General features: G+C 72.9%; 22 protein-coding genes. 10 read left to right on the top strand and 12 right to left on the bottom strand.

Annotated elements, in window-relative coordinates:
- The first annotated feature begins 56 nt into the window (after nucleotides 1-56).
- The gene (locus ACQEVB_RS10365) at nucleotides 57-1,016 is read left to right on the top strand and encodes a helix-turn-helix transcriptional regulator (protein ID WP_432968110.1); all 960 of its coding nucleotides are present in this window, start codon (nucleotides 57-59) and stop codon (nucleotides 1,014-1,016) included.
- Here ACQEVB_RS10365 and ACQEVB_RS10360 read toward each other — a convergent pair.
- Together ACQEVB_RS10360 and ACQEVB_RS10355 are read right to left on the bottom strand one after the other, a co-directional pair.
- Entirely contained in the window at nucleotides 985-1,626 is a 642-nt protein-coding gene (locus ACQEVB_RS10360) for a hypothetical protein (protein WP_432968107.1), read from the bottom strand. The two genes, ACQEVB_RS10365 and ACQEVB_RS10360, sit on opposite strands and share 32 nt — an antisense overlap.
- The gene (locus ACQEVB_RS10355; RefSeq protein WP_432968104.1) at nucleotides 1,623-2,423 is read right to left on the bottom strand and encodes an ABC transporter ATP-binding protein; all 801 of its coding nucleotides are present in this window, start codon (nucleotides 2,421-2,423) and stop codon (nucleotides 1,623-1,625) included. Before ACQEVB_RS10355 ends, ACQEVB_RS10360 begins: the two co-directional genes overlap by 4 nt.
- Nucleotides 2,424-2,493: 70 nt before the next feature.
- Here ACQEVB_RS10355 and ACQEVB_RS10350 point away from each other — a divergent pair, with 70 nt between their 5' ends.
- On the top strand, nucleotides 2,494-3,027 hold the full coding sequence (locus ACQEVB_RS10350; protein WP_432968101.1) for a YbhB/YbcL family Raf kinase inhibitor-like protein: 534 nt from the start codon (nucleotides 2,494-2,496) through the stop codon (nucleotides 3,025-3,027).
- 39 nt (nucleotides 3,028-3,066) lie between these two features.
- A complete protein-coding gene (locus tag ACQEVB_RS10345; RefSeq protein ID WP_432968098.1) occupies nucleotides 3,067-3,432 on the top strand; it encodes a DUF427 domain-containing protein in 366 nt (121 codons plus the stop codon).
- A 6-nt stretch (nucleotides 3,433-3,438) separates the two neighbouring features.
- Here the strand turns inward: ACQEVB_RS10345 and ACQEVB_RS10340 are convergent, their stop codons facing one another.
- Nucleotides 3,439-4,764 carry an FAD-binding oxidoreductase gene (locus ACQEVB_RS10340; RefSeq protein WP_432968095.1) on the bottom strand — a complete coding sequence of 442 codons (1,326 nt, stop codon included), beginning with the start codon at nucleotides 4,762-4,764 and terminating at the stop codon, nucleotides 3,439-3,441.
- Nucleotides 4,765-4,834: 70 nt separating this feature from the next.
- Between ACQEVB_RS10340 and ACQEVB_RS10335 the strand changes: the two genes are divergently transcribed.
- Genes ACQEVB_RS10335 through ACQEVB_RS10325 form a run of 3 tightly spaced genes read left to right on the top strand, consistent with a single transcriptional unit; the run spans nucleotide 4,835 to nucleotide 6,959 of the window.
- Entirely contained in the window at nucleotides 4,835-5,671 is an 837-nt protein-coding gene (locus tag ACQEVB_RS10335; protein WP_432968092.1) for a LysR family transcriptional regulator, read from the top strand.
- 8 nt (nucleotides 5,672-5,679) lie between these two features.
- Nucleotides 5,680-6,510 carry a HipA family kinase gene (locus tag ACQEVB_RS10330; protein WP_432968089.1) on the top strand — a complete coding sequence of 277 codons (831 nt, stop codon included), beginning with the start codon at nucleotides 5,680-5,682 and terminating at the stop codon, nucleotides 6,508-6,510.
- A complete protein-coding gene (locus ACQEVB_RS10325) occupies nucleotides 6,507-6,959 on the top strand; it encodes a DUF3037 domain-containing protein (protein ID WP_432968086.1) in 453 nt (150 codons plus the stop codon). Before ACQEVB_RS10330 ends, ACQEVB_RS10325 begins: the two co-directional genes overlap by 4 nt.
- On the opposite strand, the gene ACQEVB_RS10320 is transcribed toward ACQEVB_RS10325, so the two are convergent.
- The 3 genes from ACQEVB_RS10320 to ACQEVB_RS10310 form a co-directional block, all read right to left on the bottom strand.
- A complete protein-coding gene (locus ACQEVB_RS10320; RefSeq protein ID WP_432968083.1) occupies nucleotides 6,931-7,287 on the bottom strand; it encodes a hypothetical protein in 357 nt (118 codons plus the stop codon). The genes ACQEVB_RS10325 and ACQEVB_RS10320 overlap by 29 nt on opposite strands.
- A 134-nt stretch (nucleotides 7,288-7,421) precedes the next feature.
- Nucleotides 7,422-9,587 carry a 3-hydroxyacyl-CoA dehydrogenase NAD-binding domain-containing protein gene (locus tag ACQEVB_RS10315; protein ID WP_432968080.1) on the bottom strand — a complete coding sequence of 722 codons (2,166 nt, stop codon included), beginning with the start codon at nucleotides 9,585-9,587 and terminating at the stop codon, nucleotides 7,422-7,424.
- A gap of 2 nt (nucleotides 9,588-9,589) precedes the next feature.
- Complete coding sequence (locus ACQEVB_RS10310) at nucleotides 9,590-10,810, bottom strand: acetyl-CoA C-acetyltransferase (protein WP_432968077.1); 1,221 nt, start codon at nucleotides 10,808-10,810, stop codon at nucleotides 9,590-9,592.
- A 58-nt stretch (nucleotides 10,811-10,868) separates the two neighbouring features.
- Between ACQEVB_RS10310 and ACQEVB_RS10305 the strand changes: the two genes are divergently transcribed.
- Both ACQEVB_RS10305 and ACQEVB_RS10300 read left to right on the top strand, forming a co-directional pair.
- Nucleotides 10,869-11,582 (top strand): MerR family transcriptional regulator, encoded by a 714-nt coding sequence (locus ACQEVB_RS10305; protein ID WP_432968074.1) that lies wholly within the window; start codon nucleotides 10,869-10,871, stop codon nucleotides 11,580-11,582.
- Between the two features lie 225 nt (nucleotides 11,583-11,807).
- Entirely contained in the window at nucleotides 11,808-12,221 is a 414-nt protein-coding gene (locus ACQEVB_RS10300; protein ID WP_432968071.1) for an acyl-CoA thioesterase, read from the top strand.
- A 6-nt stretch (nucleotides 12,222-12,227) separates the two neighbouring features.
- Here the strand turns inward: ACQEVB_RS10300 and ACQEVB_RS10295 are convergent, their stop codons facing one another.
- The 4 genes from ACQEVB_RS10295 to ACQEVB_RS10280 form a co-directional block, all read right to left on the bottom strand.
- Nucleotides 12,228-12,590, bottom strand: a complete 363-nt coding sequence (locus ACQEVB_RS10295) for a hypothetical protein (RefSeq protein ID WP_432968068.1) — start codon at nucleotides 12,588-12,590, stop codon at nucleotides 12,228-12,230.
- Nucleotides 12,587-13,219: a TetR/AcrR family transcriptional regulator C-terminal domain-containing protein gene (locus ACQEVB_RS10290; protein WP_432968065.1), complete on the bottom strand. Its 633-nt coding sequence runs from the start codon at nucleotides 13,217-13,219 to the stop codon at nucleotides 12,587-12,589. The genes ACQEVB_RS10295 and ACQEVB_RS10290 overlap by 4 nt, the downstream gene beginning before the upstream one ends.
- A gap of 33 nt (nucleotides 13,220-13,252) precedes the next feature.
- Nucleotides 13,253-14,554, bottom strand: coding sequence for a DUF222 domain-containing protein (locus ACQEVB_RS10285; RefSeq protein ID WP_432968062.1), 1,302 nt, complete (start codon nucleotides 14,552-14,554; stop codon nucleotides 13,253-13,255).
- 352 nt (nucleotides 14,555-14,906) lie between these two features.
- Nucleotides 14,907-15,470 (bottom strand): CGNR zinc finger domain-containing protein, encoded by a 564-nt coding sequence (locus tag ACQEVB_RS10280; protein WP_432968059.1) that lies wholly within the window; start codon nucleotides 15,468-15,470, stop codon nucleotides 14,907-14,909.
- Nucleotides 15,471-15,509: 39 nt separating this feature from the next.
- On the opposite strand from ACQEVB_RS10280, the gene ACQEVB_RS10275 reads away from it, so the two are divergent.
- Nucleotides 15,510-16,352, top strand: a complete 843-nt coding sequence (locus ACQEVB_RS10275; protein ID WP_432968056.1) for an alpha/beta fold hydrolase — start codon at nucleotides 15,510-15,512, stop codon at nucleotides 16,350-16,352.
- 26 nt (nucleotides 16,353-16,378) lie between these two features.
- Nucleotides 16,379-16,648 (top strand): hypothetical protein, encoded by a 270-nt coding sequence (locus ACQEVB_RS10270; RefSeq protein ID WP_432968053.1) that lies wholly within the window; start codon nucleotides 16,379-16,381, stop codon nucleotides 16,646-16,648.
- A gap of 2 nt (nucleotides 16,649-16,650) precedes the next feature.
- Here ACQEVB_RS10270 and ACQEVB_RS10265 read toward each other — a convergent pair whose 3' ends face one another.
- Nucleotides 16,651-17,043, bottom strand: a complete 393-nt coding sequence (locus ACQEVB_RS10265; protein WP_432968050.1) for a DUF3224 domain-containing protein — start codon at nucleotides 17,041-17,043, stop codon at nucleotides 16,651-16,653.
- Nucleotides 17,040-18,002, bottom strand: coding sequence for a DUF2867 domain-containing protein (locus tag ACQEVB_RS10260; RefSeq protein WP_432968047.1), 963 nt, complete (start codon nucleotides 18,000-18,002; stop codon nucleotides 17,040-17,042). The genes ACQEVB_RS10265 and ACQEVB_RS10260 overlap by 4 nt, the downstream gene beginning before the upstream one ends.
- Nucleotides 18,003-18,038 lie beyond the last annotated feature (36 nt).

Here is an 18,038-nt window from a genome sequence, read left to right as displayed (position 1 = left end):
GCCGTCGACGCTACGATCGATACCGGGCAGGTTCCGCCCGGTATCGAGGAGGGATCGTGGCCCGACCCGCAGCCCGCGTGCTGGCACTGCTGGAGATCCTGCAGAACGGCGGGGTCCGGTCGGCCGCCGAGCTGGCCGACCGGCTCGACGTGGACGAGCGCACCGCGCGGCGCTACGTCGAGCACCTGGTCGACCTGGGCGTGCCGGTCGAGTCCGTGCGCGGTCGCTACGGCGGCTTCCGCCTGGCGCCGGGCTACCGGATGCCGCCCTTGATGCTGACCGACGAGGAGGCCCTCGCCGTCCTGCTCGGGCTCGTGGCCGATGTGGTGCCGACCTCGGCGGCGGCTGCGGAGAGCGCGGCGGCGAAGGTGCGCCGGGTACTGCCGAAACCACTGGCCACCCGCCTCGACGCGCTGCTGGAGACCGTCGACGTCACGGCGCCGGAGCACCCGGCGCCGAGCCCGGAGACCGCTGTGCTGCTCCGGCTGGCCGGGGCCGCGCGGGACCGCCGACCCGTCCGCATCGGCTACACCGGTCGGGACGGGCGGCGCAGCGACCGCACCCTGCACCCGTACGGCATCGTCGCCCACCGCGGCCGGTGGTACGTGACCGGTGCCGACTCGGCCAGCGGGGAGGTGCGCACCTTCCGCCTCGACCGGGTCACGAGCGTCGCGCCCGTCGACGGCCGGTTCGACGCCCCGGCCGGGTTCGACCCCGCCGAGCACGTGCTGGCCGGGATCGCGCGCACGCCGTGGCGGTACGAGGTGTCGGTGCTCGTCCGTGGCGACGCGGACGAGGTCCGCGCGCGGCTCCCGCGCGGCCTCGCCACGATCGAGCCGGTCGACGACGGCAGGGTCCGCGTCCGCCTCCGGGCAGAGCGGCTCGACTGGGTGCCCGGCGTGCTGATCGGGCTGGACGCGCCGTTCGTCGTCGAGGCACCGGAGGAGCTGCGAACCGAGCTGCGTGCGCTGGGTTCGAGACTGGCTACCGCCTGCTCTCCACCGCCCACACGATGACGGCCGCCGCGGCCGCCAGCACCACCGCGAGCACGGCGGGCGCCCACGGCACCGCGGCACCCTCCGTGACCGTCCGCACCGCCGTCCCGACGGGCGGCAGCGACGGCTGCACGGCCGTCGCCGACACGACGACCGCGCCGATGCAGAACGACCAGCCGATGCGGGTGATCAACGGGCGGGCGACGAGCAGGCCGATCGCGGTGCCCGTCGCCGCGGCGGCGAGGTGGGTGCACAGGCCCAGCAGCAGCGCGCCGTCGGGCACGCGGTAGTGGCTGATCAGCACGGGCACGATCGTTGCCGCCGCGGACAGCAGCACGTCGGCGGCGAGCGCGACCGCCAGGGTCGCCGCGACCACCCGGCCCGTCCCGCCCGCGGCAGCGACGGTGACCATCCGCGCCGGCGGCTCCTCGGTGTTGGCGAGCACCAGCGCCAGCCACGTCGCCACCGGGTAGAGCACGAGCGCCGACGCCGCCCACGGCGCGGGCAGCGGCCCGGGATCCCCGCCGTACAGAACGGCGAGCACCCCTGCGTAGAGGATGACGGGCAGGAGCACCCGCTGCGACCGGAGCACATCGGCGCAGAGGTAGCGCGCACACGCGACCGTCCTCACGACGGGTGCTCCTGCCGGACCGACACCACCGAGCAGCCGGCCGCGAGCGCTGCCGCCAGAACGGCGTCGCTGCGGCCCGCCGCGACGCGGACGGTCAGGGCGTCGCGGTCCCGCCACGCCTCGACCACAGGCGGGAGTTCGGGCAACCTCGCCCCGGGGCAGCGCAGCTCGATCATCGCCGTCGGCGGGGCCGGCACCGGCGGCTCGACGGGGACGAGCCGGCCGTCGACCAGCTCGTACGCCTCGACGCCGGGGAGTCCGTAGGCGCGCCCGGTGTGGTCGGCGACGAGGACGGCGGCGCCGGCGTCCAGCGCGTCGACGACGAGCCGGTCCAGTGCCGCGGCGGCAGCGGTGTCGAGGGAGATCCACGGCTCGTCGAGCACGAGCAGGTCCGGCGCGCAGCCGAACGCCTGCGCCAGGCCGACCTTCTGCGCGTTGCCCGTGGAGAGCTGCGCGACGGGCCCGGCGAGCGCCCCGTCGAAACCCAGTGCGTCGAGCACCGCCATGTGCCGGGACGCGCGGCCGTGCACGGCGGCGAGGTGGCGCAGGTGGTCGCGCACCGGCATCCGCGCCGACGCCGGGTAGGGCGCGGGCAGGTACCCGACGACGGGCGGACGACCCGTCACCGTGCCGGCCGACGGCGCGGAAGCCCCGGCGACGATCCGCAGCAACGTCGACTTCCCCGACCCGTTCTGGCCGGTCACCACCACGGGCACCCCGGGAGGTAGCTGCACGTCGACCTCGGCGAGCACGGTGCGCCGCCGGTAGGTCTTGCGCACCCCTGCCAGCCGCACCACAGGAGCAGGATGCCACCCATGGCCGCGCTGCAGCCGACGATCCCGACGGTCCCGCACTAGGGTGCGAGCCATGTCTCGTGATCCCTACGCAGATCTCCCGCAGGTCGGATCGTTCACCGTCACCAGCACGGACCTGACCGACGGCGCGCCGCTGGAGAAGGCCCAGCTCTCCGGCATCTTCGGCGCCGGGGGCGAGGACGTGTCGCCGCAGCTCGCGTGGAGCGGGTTCCCCGACGGGACGAAGTCGTTCGCCGTCACCTGCTACGACCCGGACGCGCCCACGGCGTCGGGTTTCTGGCACTGGGCCGTGGCGAACATCCCGGCCTCGGTCACCTCACTGCCCACGAACGCCGGCGACGAACAGGGATCCGGTCTCCCCGACGGCGCGGTCACCCTCGCCAACGATGCCGGCCTGGCCCGCTTCCTCGGCGCCGCCCCGCCGCCCGGGCACGGCCCGCACCACTACTGGTTCGTGGTGCACGCCGTCGACGTCGAAGCGCTGGAGCTGCCGGAGGGCGCCACCCCGGCGTTCCTGGGCTTCAACCTGTTCTCCCACACACTGGCCAGGGCGGTCATCGTCGCGACGCACGAGAACACGGGCTGACCGCGGAAGCTGCGGCGAGCCGCCGGCGTTGACCCTTTCATGGATCCTCGCCAGAAGCTGCCCGACGCCAGCCACCCGATCACCGTCCGCCCCACCGGGCAGCGGGTCGTGGTGGAGCTGGACGGCACCGTCATCGCCGACACCACCGATGCGCTGACCCTCCAGGAGTCGACCTACCCCGCCGTGCAGTACCTGCCGCTGGCGGCCGTCGACCCCGCCGTGCTGCGTCCCAGCGACCACCACACCTACTGCCCGTTCAAGGGCGAGGCGGACTACTTCGACCTCGGCCGCGAGGGCGAGCTGGGCAACGCCGTCTGGATCTACCGGACGCCGTACGACGCCGTTTCCGAGATCAAGGACCACGTCGCGTTCTACCCGGACAAGGTCACCATCACGGTCGGCTGACGACTCTCAGGCACGGCCGTGGTGGGTGCGGAAGACGTCGCCGGGGTCGACGGCGCGCTTGACCGCGGCCAGCCGATCGGCGTCGCCGGGCAGGTAACCGGTGGCGAGCTGGGCCGCCGTGACATCGGGGCCGGACAGGAAGTTCACGCACACCCCGCCCGTCCCCCACGGCGCCAGCGCGCTGAACAGGCGCTCGAACGCTGCCTGCAGTGCCGGAACCTGCGCCGGCTCGGCGGCCGCCCCGGCGTACAGCACGAACTCGCCGTCGCGGCGGGCCAGCGCGCTGGGCACGGCACCTGGACGGCTCAGCGCGCCGCCCAGGTGCCGTAGCTCGACGAGGTACGGCGCACCGGCGTCCGGACCTGCGTGGCGCAGCAGCTCCGCCACCGCCTGCGCGTCCAGGCTGCGCAGCACCGCGTTGCGCGCGTGGAACGGGACGGGCGTGGTGGGCTCGGCGTGGATCGTGCCGACGGCCGCGTACGGCATCTCCGCGACGGTGTCCGTGATCGGTCCCAGCTCGCGGAACGGGCGGACGAGCCGCTCCCCCTCGACGGCCGACCCGGTGTACGCGAACCGCACGTGGACCACGTAGCGGCCGCGGAGCTCGTCCGGCAGGAACGGCAGGTCCGGCATGCGGATGAGCAGCACGGACGAGCTCATCGCCTCGGGCACGGTGCGGGTCCAGTCCGCCCACGTGGTGAGCGCGCGCTCCGCGGTGTCCGCCGCGAAGTGCATGCCTCCGCCGTACAGCCGGGCGACCGGGTGCAGGTCGATCTCCAGCGCGGTGACCACGCCGAACGTGCCCTTGCCACCGCCGCGCAGCGCCCAGAACAGCTCAGGCTCGGTGTCGGCGGTGACCCGGCGCAGCTCCCCGTCGGCGGTGACGAGCTCGATCGCGCGGACGTGGTCGACGGCCCAGCCGAGGCTGCGGCCGAGGATCCCCAACCCGCCGCCGAGGTGGTAGGACACCGCCCCGACCTCGGGTGACGAGCCGTTGACGGGGGCCAGGCCGTGCTCGGCCGCGGCCCGGACGAGCGCACCTCCGCGCACCCCCGCCTCGATGCGCGCGGTGCGCGCGACCGGGTCGATCGCGATGCCGTCCATCCGCCCGGTGGTGATCAGCAGCTGCCCGTCGGCCGGGCGGGACGGGCCGTGGCCGGTCGCCTGGACGGCAACGCCGAGGCCGTGCGCCGTGGCGTACCGGACGGCGGCGACGACGTCGGCCACCGACGCGGCCGGGACCACGACCTCGGGCTTGTGCTCGACAGCGAGGTTGTAGCCGGAGCGCTCGGCGTCGTAGCCGGGATCGGTGGACTTCAGGTAATCGGTCATGTCACGAGCATCATGGCGCCGACCTGCGGGAACAACGACGTTCTGCGCATGGACTGATAGCCTCTGCATTATGGAGCGCCGCGAGATCGAGATCTTCCTGACGCTCGCGGAGGAGCTCCACTTCGGTCGCACCGCCGAGCGCCTGCTGATCTCGCAGGCCCGCGTCAGCCAGACGATCAAGAAGCTGGAGCGGCAGTTCGGCGCGGCCATGTTCGACCGCACCAGCCGGCGCGTCGCGCTCACCCCGATCGGCGCCGCCCTCTACGCCGACGTCCGCGCCGGGCACGACCGGATCGAACGCGGCATCGCCGCCGCGATCGCCGCCGGGCGCGGGATCGCGGGCACCCTCACCGTCGGCCTGGAGGCGCCGGCCGTGGCCGAGCTGGCCGCACCCGTGTTCGCGCGGTTCCGGCAGCGCAACCCCGGCGTCGAGCTGGCCTTCCGCGAGACCGGGTTCGTCGATCCGCTCGATCTGCTGCGCTCCGGCGAGGTCGACGTCGCGGTCACCAACGCGCCCGTCGACGAGCCCGGGTTCGAGGAGGGCCCGGTCGTCCTGCAGGAACCGGTCGTGCTCGCGATGCCCCGCGGCCACCGGCTGGCCGAACGGTCCGAGGTCACGCTGGCCGACCTCGACGGCGAGGCGGTGTTCCGCGCCGGCCGACGCGCCGCCCCCTACCGCCGCTCGCCCGAGCCCGTCGCTGCCACCCTGCTGGACCTGATGGCACGCGTCGCCGCAGGTGAAGGCGTGTGCCCGCTGGCCGCGCACGCCGCCGACTACTTCGCCCGCCCGACGCTCGCCATGGTGCCGTTCGCGCCCGGTTCCCCACCCGTCCGGTGGGTGCTGTGCTGGCGGTCCGGGGCCCGGACCGCCCGGGTGGCAGCACTGGCCGACGCGACCCGAGGATGATCGGCACCGTGCTCCGCCACGTCACCGCGACCCGCTACGTCACGCCCCTGCGTGAGGGCGGCTCGCTGCCCGGCCTCATGGAGGCCGACGACCTCGGGCACTACGTCGTCAAGTTCCACGGTGCCGGCCAGGGCCGCAAGGTGCTGGTCGCCGAGATCATCACCGGTGAGCTGGCACGGGCGCTCGGGCTGCCGGTGCCCGAGCTCGTCACCGTCGACGTCGATCCAGCGCTGGGGCTCGCCGAGCCCGACCAGGAGGTGCAGGAGCTGCTGCGGCGCTCCCCCGGCCGCAACCTGGGGCTCGACTTCCTCCCCGGCGCCCTGGACTTCGACCCGCTGGCGTTCGACCCCGGCCCCGAGTTCGCCGGCCGGGTGCTGTGGTTCGACGCGCTCGTCGGCAACGTCGACCGCTCGTGGCGCAACCCGAACATGCTGCTGTGGCACCGGGCGCCGTACCTGATCGACCACGGCGCCACGCTCACGTTCCACCACGCGTGGGAACGGGCAGGCGACGCCGTGCGCAGGCCGTACGACGCCGCCGACCACGTCCTGCTCGGCTCCGCCCCCGACCTGGACGCCGCCGACGCCGCCCTCGCCCCGCTGATCACGGCCGACGCGCTCGGCGCAGCCGCCGCGGCCGTCCCCGACGACTGGCTGGCCGACGAACCCGGCTTCGCCGGTCCCGATGCCGTCCGAGGCGCCTACGTGCAGCAGCTCGGCGCCCGCCTCGCGGCCCGTGACGCGTGGCTGCCCGGCGTGCGCGCGACCGTCGCCGCCGGACGGCCGCGACCCGTCACCCGCGCGCCGAAGCCGCCCTACTGGCTGACGGCCCGGCCGTGAACCTGTACGAGTACGCCGTGCTGCAGGCGGTGCCGCGGCCGGAGCGCGGCGAGTCGGTCAACGTCGGGGTGCTGCTGTACTGCCGCGACGTCGACTTCCTGCGTGGCGCGGTGCACGTCGACCCAGCCCGGCTGCGCGTCCTCGACCCGCACGTCGACGTCGACGCGATCACCGCGCTGGTAGAGGTGGCCGCCGCGGTCTGCGAGGTCCCGACCCCGCCGCGCGCGGACCGCCGCACCGACGGCGCGCTCGCCGCGTCCGGGCCGGGGACGGGTGAGGACCTGGGGCGGCGGTTCCGCCGGCTCACCGCCCCGCGCAGCACGGTCGTGCGGCCGGGGCCGGTGCACACGGGCCGCACGGCGGACCCGGCGGCAGAGTTGGCGCGATTGCTGCAGGTGCTGGTGCTGCCGGTGGAGCAGCTCAGCCCTCGGCGCGGCGCAGGAGGGTGAGGATCTCGGTCTGCCCGGCGAGAACCTTGGCATTCACCTCACGCATCGAGTCGAACCCCTGATCGACCTTCTGCTCGAGGCCGCCCACTCGCTGCTCGAGGTTGCCGAATCGCTGCTCGAGGCTGTCCAGCCGGGCCGTGTGCTCGATCTGCGTCTCGCGGAGTGCCTGGAGCAGCTTGCGCTGCGCGTCGAGCCGGGCCGCGAAGGCCGACACGTCACGATCGGCGCCGCCGGCCAACACGCGCGCCGCCGCAGCATCCTGCCGCACAGCGCGCACGTCGGCCTCCAGGGCCGCCACCCGCGCTTCGAGGTCCTCGATCGACGCCATGGGTGAAGGGTAGCCGCCGACCCCGACGCCGCGGGCCCGATCCGCGCAGCCGACCCACGTTGCAGGAAAGCCACTTCCACGCAGGATCCCTGCGTGAAAGTGGCTTTGCTGCAACCCTCGTGGGCCGGCCGGAACTACGCCGCCTTCGTGCCCTCCGCGGCCCGCTTGCGCAGGCTCTCCGGCACCTCGAACCGCTCGCCGTACTTCGCCTTCAGCTCGTCCGCGCGCGCCACGAAGCCGGCGGCGCCGCCCGGGTAGCCGTCGATGTTCTGGATGACGCCGCCGGTCCAGGGCGGGAAGCCGATGCCGAAGATGGAGCCGATGTTGGCGTCGGGCACCGACGTGAGCACGCCCTCGTCGAAGCACTTGACGGTCTCGATCGACTCCACGAACAGCATGCGCTCGGACAGCTCGTGCAGGTCGACGTCGTGGTTGGTGGCGCCGAAGTGCTCGCGCAGCCCCGGCCACAGCCGCGTGCGCTTGCCGTCCTCGTACTCGTAGAACCCGGCGCCGGACGACTTGCCCTTGCGGTCGAACTCGTCGACGAGCCGGTCGATGACCGCCTCCGACGGGTGCGCCACCCACGTTCCGCCGGCCGCCTCGACCGCCGCCTTGGACTCCTTGCGGATCTTCTGCGGCAGCGTCAGCGTCAGCTCGTCCATCAGCTGCAGCACCGGCGCCGGGTACCCGGCCTGCGAGGACGCCTGCTCGATGGTCTGCGGGTCGATGCCCTCGGCGATCATCGCGACGCCCTCGTTGATGAAGGTGCCGATCACGCGGGAGGTGAAGAAGCCGCGGCTGTCGTTGACGACGATCGGGGTCTTCTTGATGCCCAGCGTGAGGTCGAACGCCTTGGCCAGCGCGGCGTCGGACGTGCGCTCACCCTTGATGATCTCGACCAGCGGCATCTTGTCGACGGGCGAGAAGAAGTGCAGGCCGATGAAGTCGCCCTCGCGGTCCAGGCCGGCGGCCAGCTCGGTGATGGGCAGCGTCGAGGTGTTGGAGCAGAGCAGGGCGTCGGGCTCGACGACCTTCATCGCCTCCCGGAACACCTCCTGCTTGAGCTGCACCGACTCGAACACGGCCTCGATGATCACGTCGCAGCCGGCGAGGTCGCCGTAGTCGGCGGTCGGGGTGATGCGCTCCAGCAGCGCCTCGCCCTTCTCCAGCGTGGTCTTCCCGCGCTTGACGCCCTTGGCGACCAGGCCCTCGGAGTACGCCTTGCCCTTCTCGGCCGCCTCCAGCGAGACGTCCTTCAGCACGACCTCCCAGCCGGCCAGCGCGCACACGTACGCGATGCCGGCGCCCATCATCCCGGCGCCGAGCACGGCCACCTTGCGCGGCTGCCACTGCTCGAACCCGTCGGGGCGCGAGCCGCCGTTGTTGATGTGCTGCAGGTCGAAGAAGAACGCCTTGGTCATGTTCTTCGACGTCTGCCCGACGACGAGCTCGGTGAAGTACCGGCCCTCGATGCGCAGCGCGGTGTCGATGTCGACCTGCGCACCCTCGACGGCAGCCGCGAGGATGTTGCGCGGGGCCGGCATCGGAGCGCCCTTGAGCTGCTTGCGCAGGTTCGCCGGGAACGCCGGGAGCACGGCGGCGAGCTTCGGGTTCGACGGGGCGCCGCCGGGGATCTTGAAGCCGGGCTTGTCCCAGGGCTGGGCGGCGTCGGGGTTCGCGGCGATCCACGCGCGCGCCTTGTCGAGCATCTCCTCGGGCGTCGACGCGAGCTCGTCGATGATCCCGATCTCCAGGGCCTTCGCGGGCTTGTGCCGCTGGCCCTGCGCCAGGACGTTCATGAACCCGTTCATGATCCCGAGCATGCGGGTGATGCGGGTGACGCCACCGCCGCCGGGCAGCAGGCCCAGCGTGACCTCCGGCAGCCCGTAGACGACGCCCTTGGCGTCGAGCCCGATGCGGTGGTGACAGGCCAGGCCGATCTCCAGGCCGCCGCCGAGCGCGGTGCCGTTCATGGCCGCGACGACGGGCTTGCCCAGCGTCTCCAGGCGGCGCAGCTGCGCCTTGACCTCGGTGACGCTCTCGAAGATCAGCGGCGCGTCGTCGGGTCCCGCCGACGAGAGCTGGTCGAGGTTGCCGCCCGCGAAGAACGTCTTCTTGGCCGACGTGATGATCACACCGGTCAGCTCGTCCTTGGCCGCGACGAGCTGGTCGACGACCTCTCCCATCGCGGTCTTGTACGCGTCGTTCATGGTGTTGGCGCTGGCGTTCGGGTCGTCGAGGGTGACGATCGCGATGCCGTCGGCGCCCTTCTCCCAGCGCACTGCCTTCTGCTCAGTCATGTTCAGACCCGCTCCACGATCGTCGCGATTCCCATGCCGCCACCCACACACAGCGTGGCGAGGCCACGGCGCAGGTCACGGCGTTCCAGCTCGTCGATGAGGGTGCCGAGGATCATCGCCCCGGTCGCACCCAGCGGGTGGCCCATGGCGATGGCGCCCCCGTTGACGTTCGTCTGCTCGTGGCTGATGCCCATGTCCTTCATGTAGCGCATGGCCACGGCGGCGAAGGCCTCGTTGATCTCGAACAGGTCGATGTCGTCGACCGTCAGCCCGGCCTTCGCCAGCGCCTTGCGGCTGGCCGGCGCCGGGCCGGTGAGCATGATCGTCGGGTCGGCACCGGAGAGCGCCGTGGCGACGATGCGGGCGCGCGGCGTGAGCCCGTTGCGCTTGCCCGCGTCCTCGTTGCCGATCAGCGTCAGCGACGCGCCGTCGACGATGCCGGAGCTGTTGCCGGCGTGGTGGACGTGGTCGATCTTCTCGACCCAGTGGTAGCGCTGCAGCGCGACGGCGTCGAAGCCGCCCTGGTCGCCGATCATCGCGAACGACGGGCTGAGCGCGGCCATGCCCTCGACGCTCGCGTTGGGGCGGATGAACTCGTCGTGGTCGAGCACGGTGAGCCCGTTGCGGTCCTTCACCGGCACGACGCTCCGCGAGAAGTACCCGTTGGCCTGCGCCTTCGCCGCGCGCGACTGCGACTCGACGGCGAACGTGTCGACGTCGGTGCGGGAGAAGCCCTCCAGCGTGGCGATCAGGTCGGCGCCGATGCCCTGCGGCACGAAGCCGGTCTGGTAGCTGGTGTCCGGGTCCATCGCCCACGCGCCGCCGTCGGAGCCCATCGGCACGCGCGACATCGCCTCCACACCGCCGGCGAGGACGAGGTCCTCCATGCCGGAGCGCACCTTCTGCGCGGCGGTGTTCACGGCCTCCAGGCCCGACGCGCAGAAGCGGTTGAGCTGCACGCCGGCGACGGTGTCAGGCAGGCCGGCGGCGATGGCGGCGGTCTTGGCGATGTCGCCGCCCTGGTCGCCGATCGGCGACACGACGCCGAGCACGACGTCGTCGATGGTGTTCGTGTCGAGGTCGGGGAACCGGCGGCGGATCTCGTCGATGAGTCCGATGACGAGCGAGACCGGCTTGACCTCGTGCAGCGAGCCGGAGGCCTTGCCCCGGCCGCGCGGTGTGCGGATCGCGTCGTAGACGTAAGCCTCGGGGATCTGGGTCATGCGCCTTTGTTACAGCAGTACTGTCACATAGGTCAAGGATCGGGTATACCTCTCACCCATGACGGCAGTGGAGGAGTTGCTCACGATCGACGAGTTGGCCGCCCGCAGCGGGGTCACCGTGCGCAACATCCGCTACTACGCCGGCCGCGGACTCCTCCCGCCTCCTCAGCTGCGCGGCCGGACCGGGCTCTACGGACCCGCCCACCTGGCCAGGTTGGAGCTGGTCGGCGAGCTGTCGGCACTGGGCTTCACGCTCAGTGCGATCGAGTCGCACCTACAGCGGCTGCCGCTCGATGCCGGCCCGGCGGAGCTGGCCCTGCAACGGGCCCTGCTCACCCCGTGGGTGCCCGAGCACATCGAGGAGGTCGACCGCGCCGAGTTGGACCGCCGCGCCGGCCGCACCCTCTCCGACGCCGACATCCAGACCCTGGTCGGGCTGGGTGTCGTCGAGCCGCTGGACGACGGACGCCTCCGGCTGCACGGCGCCGCCGTCCTCGGCTCCGGTCTCGCGGTGATCGACTCGGGCCTGCCGCCCGAGCTGTGGCGCAAGGCCCACCGGCTCATCGAGCAGCACACCTCGGCGCTCGCCGAGGACCTGATGACCATGTTCCAGACGGAGATCCTGCAGCCCTACCGTGACCGCGGCCGACCGAGCGAGGAACGCACCCGCCTCGCCGAAGCACTGGCCCACCTCAAGCCCGTCACGGTCCGCGGCGTCGTCAACGCGTTCGGCCGCGCGGTGAACCGGACCATCCGGGAGCGCGTCGGGTAGACACCGTTCGCGGGGTTCGGGGAGTGCGTGTCGTCCCCCCGTGACCAGACCGGGCAGTACCCGAGGGAGACCGCGAAAGAGATCCACCACCGCCACCTGTGCTCGACGCTGACGGTGTGCCGCGCCGAGCGCTTGGACGGTCCTGCCGCCGGGCGCGGTGGTGTCGCTCCCGATCTCGTCCGCGCACTGCGCCTGAGCGGATGCGGGCTCGGCTAGCGTCGGGCCATGACCTTCCGCATGCCGATCACGCCCCGCTACATGGAGATCGACTCGCAGGGCGTGGTGTTCAACGGGTGGTACCTGACCTGGGTGGACGAGGCCATGGCGGCGTTCCTCGCCGACCGCGGGCTCCCGTACCCGGAGCTGATCGAGCTCGGCTTCGACGTGCACGTGGTGCGGTCGGAGCTCGACTACAAGTCGGGCGTGCGCTGGGGCGACGACGCCGCCGTCGCGGTGTCGACGGGCCGGATCGGCACCACCAGCTTCGCGCTCGACTTCCAGGTCCTGCGGGGCGGGGAGGTGTGCGTCGCCGCGCGCAACGTGTACGTCGTGGTCGCGTCGGACTTCTCCGGCAAGCGCCCCGTCCCGCCGCGCCTTCTGGAGGCGCTCGGAGAGCCGGCGCCGCTCCTGCCCGCCTGAGCCGGATCAGGCGGCCAGTACGCGGACCGCGGCGTCAGCACTGTCCTCCGGACTGGTGTTGAACGCGATGGCGGCCTGCGGGGCGTGGCGGTGCACGAGGTTCACCACGAGCTCGAACAGCTCGAGCGCCTCCGCCGGCTTGCGCAGACCGCCGCCGACGACGACGCAGTCCCACGGTTGGGCCGTGAGCGCTGAAGTCACGACGGCCGGCACGTCGTCGTCCAGGCCGAGGAGGCACGTCTCGGTGGCGAGGTCGAGCTCCGCGAAGCGCGCCTGACCGCGATCGAGCGCCGCGGCCACGGCGTCCGCGTCGGAGATCGGCACCCGGTAGGGGTCGAAGCCGAGCACGAGCACGTTGGGTCGAGTCATCGTTGTCCTTCCTCGTGGTTCGGCAGGTGCCGGGCCAGCCCGTCGATGAGCGCGCCGAGCCCGTGCTCGAACGCGCGGTTTCCTTCCGGTGGACCACCGGCCGCGAGCGCGGCCTGGAGCAGCGGGAAGTCGCCGGTATCAGCCGGTACGGGCAGCTCCCGACCCGCTGCGGCCTGCTCCTCCAGCACGAAGCCGGTGACGAAGTGGCCTATCGCGACGAGCGAGTGCAGCGCTGTCGCCGGATCCATTCCCGCCGCCACGAGCTCGGCGATCCCGGCCTCGGCTTCCCGCGCCGCGTCCGGCCCGGGACGCGTGCCGGCCACCAGCCGTGCCCCGTCGCGCCGGGACAGCAGCCGACGCCGACGCTCGCGAGCAACCTCGCGGGCACGTTCCGACCAGGTTCCACCCGCAACGCCGGGCTGCGGCCCGGGCCGCAGCAACTCCTGCGCCATGAGGTCGAGCAGTTCCGGCTTCCCCCGCACATGCCAGTACAGCGCGGGCGACTGCACCCCTAGCCGCTCGGCCAGCTTGCGGGTGGACAGCGCGTCCAGCCCGATCTCGTCGAGCAGGTCGAGTGCAGTGCGGACGATCAGTTCACGGTCCAGCCGCCCCGCGACGCGTTCTGCCACGGCCTCAATTTATCACCGATAAGGAAGATTCGCTCAGGGTGGGTCGGGATCGGTGCGGTAGTCGTAGGGCCGGGTGAGGTGGGTGTGCCCGGTCGGGGTGGTCCACTCCAGCCCGCCGTCGGGCAGGGCGCGGACTTGCCAACCACCGCCGGCGTGCTTCAGATGGTGATGGCGCACGCAGTAGCCGGCCAGGTTGGCCGCGCTCGTCGCGCCACCGGCGGCGAACGCGGTGATGTGGTCGAGTTCGCCGTTGACCACCTTGCGGCGGCAGCCGGGGAAGCGGCAGTACACATCCCGCGCCCGCACGAACTCGGCCAACGCCGTCGGTGGGGTGTAGGTGCTGCGGCCGTGATCCAGCAGCGCCCCGGAGGCGGGGTCGAACAACAGCCGCCGCCAGGTGGAGTTGGCGGCGATCTCGCGGGCCACCTCGGCGGTGATCGGGCCGTACCCGAGCAGCTCGCACGGATCGTCGGTGAGCCCGAACAGGCTGGTCATCGGCATCAGCAGCTGCACCAGCGGTTTGCCCGGGTTCACCGGGGTCGGCAGCGCCAGGTCGGGGTTGGTGAGCCGGCCGGACAGCAGATCCGCGAGCAGGTCCGCGCGCCGCTCGTCCATGGTGCGGGGGTCGTCGGCGCCGCAGCCGCGGGCCAGGCGGGTCAACCACTCGTACGCCGCGACCGCGTCCGGGGCGGGCAGCAGCGCCCACAGCGACGCCATGCCGTCGGGTTCGGGGTTGACCGCGACCCGCCGATCCCGGCGCGCCCGCTCGTGCCGCTCCTGCGCACCCGCCGGGTCGACCGCGATGATCGCCCGCTTGACGGCGGCCCGCAGCTGGGCCGCGGTCTGCTGCGGCGCCTTCGGCAGCACCCGGGCTTCCACGGCGGCGGCGTGGGCGTTGGTGAGGTGGGCGGTGCCCTCGGTGATCACGGTGACCCGCCGCTGATCCACCAGGCCGGCTTCCCACGCGGCCAGGGTGTCCGGCAGTCGCGCGGTCAGCGTCTCGGCTTGGCGGGTGCGAAACGCCGTCGCCCCACCGGACAGGTGCAGGGCGGTGCCGACCTCGTCGGCGGCCCAGTCGGTGACCGCGTCGCGTTCGGTGCGCCGCTCGGCCAGTTCGGCGATCAGTCGGGCTTGCCGGGCCTGCGCCCACGCGGCGAGGCGTTCGTAGCCGACCAGGGCGTCGATCAGGGCGGGGTCGTCGAGGGTGGAGGGGTCGGAGAAGTACTGGTCGAGTTCGAGCGCGAGCCATCCCGACGGCTGCACCGCCGCGGGGGACGGGGAGCCGTCGAGCAGCAGCGAGTCGGGCACACCGACCCACTCCTCAACGTCGACCATGCGTTCGATTCTACCGCAAGGCGGTGCCGTTAACCAGCGAAAACGGGAAGAATCAGGATCAGCGGCACCACGTGGGGTGACCACCCGAGCAGGGCGACCAGGGTGGTTCGTGGGCAAGCTGACCCGCACCGCAGGCCCGCCAGGGCCGAGGAGCGGAAGCAGCGCGGCAGCAACCCGTACCTCGAGCCGAAAGCACCTGCAAGAGAACCGGCAGCGAGCCGAAGCTCGCCGCGACATCGCCAACACGGACGACACCAGCGGCGACCCCGACCACGCGACCCGAGACCACCGCGAGGCGAACCGACCCACGCCGCGAACCCGCCACGGCCGACCAGATCTCCCGCGAGAGAACTCAGCGCGAGCGCGAGTGGTGCCGCGCCGCCTTCGCCCGGTTCCCACACGTGGCCATCGAGCACCACCTCCGCCGCCGCGACGGCGAGGGGTCGAGGAAGAACCAGGAGCACCGCCCGCACCGGGAGATCTGCTCTCGCGAAGACCCCGAAAGAAGCGCCGCGGTGGCGAGCGCGAACCGGTGCCCGATGAGACCCGGCCCTACCTCGACGATCCAGGCAGGCCCCGCGAGCGAGCCGGACAATCGAGCGGCCCGGTACGCGGCGCGCACATCACGCTCGACGCGGGAGCGGTCGGCCGGGGCCGGCGGGCGGCCGTCGACCAGCGCGGACAGGTACCCGTGCAGGGCCTCGCGCTGCGCACGCAGCTCCACGACCTCGGCGGGCGAGTCGAGCCCGGCCAGCCCCGCGGCCTCCGCTGCGTCGACGAGCCCGGAGCGCGCCGCGAAGGCGACGGCCTCGGCGAAGGACGTCAGCCGTTCCACATCACGTTCGCGCGTGGCGCCGCCGGCCGTGTTGAGGAGGTCCAGCGCCGGGTGGCCGGCGTCGATCAGCTCTGGGAGCATGGGTCGAGCTAACCAGAAATCGATCGAAAGGGGTTAGAAATGGACCTGCAGGAGACCTTTCGGTTCGAGGGTCGGACGGTGCGCTGGGGCGCGGCCGGCGCCGGCGACCCGCTCGTGCTGGTGCACGGCACCCCGTTCTCGTCGCAGGTCTGGCGACGGATCGCGCCGCACCTCACCCCGTACCGCCGCGTGTACTGGTGGGACCTCCTCGGCTACGGCGCGTCCGACAAGGCTCCCGGCGATGTGTCGCTCGGCGTGCAGAACCGGGTGTTCGCCGCGTTGCTCGACCACTGGGGTCTGACGCGCCCGGACGTCGTCGCGCACGACTTCGGCGGCGCCACCGCGCTGCGCACCCACCTGCTCGACGGGCGCGACTACCGGACGCTCACGCTCGTCGACCCGGTCGCGATCGGCACGCACGGCTCGCCGTTCGTGCAGGCGGCGCGGGAGCACGAGGCGGTGTTCGCGGGGCTGCCCGCGTACATCCACGAGGCGTTGCTGCGCGCATACGTCGACAACGCGGCGCACCGCGATCTCACGGACGACGAGCTCGACCGCTACGCGGCACCGTGGCGCGGCCCGGTCGGGCAGGCGGCGTTCTACCGGCAGGTGGCGCAGCAGGACGACCGCTACACCGCGGAGTTCGCCGAGCTGCTGGGCGACGTGCGGTGCCCCGTCCACATCCTGTGGGGCGAGCAGGATCGCTGGGTCCCGGCCGCGCGGGCGGCGCAGCTCGCGGCGGCGATCCCCGGGGCGCGGTACACGCTCGTCCCGGACGCCGGGCACCTCCTGCAGGAGGACGCACCCGAGGCCGTCCTCGCGGGCGTGCTGTCTCACATCGGCACAGTCGACACCAGCCGGGTGCCGCAGACTGTCGAGTGACGACAGTTCCCACCACGGAGGGCTCGATGACGACTGCCCTGGACCGCCCGCTCACCACCGGCGCGTGGATGCAGTACGCGCTGCTGCGCATCCGCGAGCTGGTCGACAAGCCGCGCTCCGAGATGACCGACGCGGAGCTCGCCGTCTACACGCTGGCCAACAACGCGCTGACGGGAGGCGACCCCGTCATCCCGCTGGTGGACGGGGAGAGCGCGCGACTGTGCCGCGTGTGCGGGGCGCGGTGGGGCCTGCGGGCAGCGGCCGCGCACCGGCCGGAGTGCCCGGTCACCGCCTGAGCTCAGTCCAGCTCGTAGGTGAACGTGTAGGTGTGCTCGCCCTCGTCCGACTTGGCGATCGCGAGGTCGCCGGCGAGGCCCGTGAGCTCACCAGTGCCCGAGTCCGGCACGACCGCGACGGTCATCGACCCACCAGACGCCGAGGCGACGGCCGAGTGCTGCAGCACGAACGTGCCGGTCCGCCCGTCGACGGTGGCCGTGACGAGCTCGATGCCGACGTACGCGGCCGAGCCCTCCTTCGCCAACGCCTGCAGGATGCGGGCCGTGCTGGTGCCCGCGATCCCACCTTCGAACGTCTTGGCGTTGGTCACGGCCACGAGCCGCACGCCGCTCTCGTCGGACCACGTCTCCTCGTCCCAGCGGGTGAGGTCGAACCGGCCGGTCGCTGTCGTCATGCGTCGATCGTGACCCGATCGGCGACGCCCGCATTGGACTTTCGCGCCAGGCTCGCGGCAGCCCGGGTGAGCATGCCGCGCACGACGACCGGGTGCACGAGCCGGACCAGTCCGAAGTAGGCCCGGCCGCGCAGGTTGTGGACCTGCACGACCGTGCTGACGACCGTGCGGCGCGGCTCGCAGCGCACGCTCACGCGGAAGTCGAGGTGGCCGGCGTCGCTGCCGAGCAGCACCTCGTCGCCGCTCGCCCGCACGATCGCGAACGACTCGGGCCCACCCCGCTCGATGCCGACGAGCCCGACGAGCGCCTGGCGCAGCCCCAGCAACCCGGCGACCCACGCCGGCGGGTGGTGGAAGACCTCGTCCGCCCAGGTCTGCGGATCGTCGGGCAGTGCGGCGTGCCGTTCGACGGCGTGGGCGTCGGCGAAGTCGATGCGCGGCAGCGCCGTTTCCAGCAGGTCGGTCCGCGGCACGGCGACGGCCTGGGCGCGCGGCCGCGTCGCCCAGCGCAGGAGCCGGGCGAAGGGCGCGACGCGGGCCGGGCGGTCCGGGCCCGATCCGACGCCGAGCTCGACCCGGTCCAGCAGCTGTTCCAGGATGGCGTCGTGGGCGGGGCCCACGACGGCGTGCCACGCCAACCACGCGGCGGGCCCGCCGGCGCCGTCCACCTCATGGCGCACCCGCACGTGCTGCGCGTCGACGGGTGTCACGGTGAACGCGTGCGTGCCGGCGATGCCGAGCCCGGGCGGCGCGGTGAGCCGCAGGAGCCGGCCGGGCGCGTACTCGGTGACGCGGCCGTGGGTCCCGCTCGCGCCCACCGCGACCGGCCCGTCCAGCCGCAGCGGCGCCCAGCCCGGCGGGTAGAGGACGTCGTCGGGCTGCCCGAGCCGCGCGAGCAGGGCCCCGACCTGCTCCGCTGTCGCCTGGACGACACGCTCGTGGACATTGTGGATCCGCATGGCTCCCCTTCCATACGCAACCGTACAGTTGTCCGT

The sequence above is a fragment of the Pseudonocardia sp. CA-107938 genome (assembly GCF_050936315.1).
GTDB lineage: Bacteria > Actinomycetota > Actinomycetes > Mycobacteriales > Pseudonocardiaceae > Pseudonocardia.
This window is presented reverse-complemented; position numbering and strand designations above follow the sequence as displayed.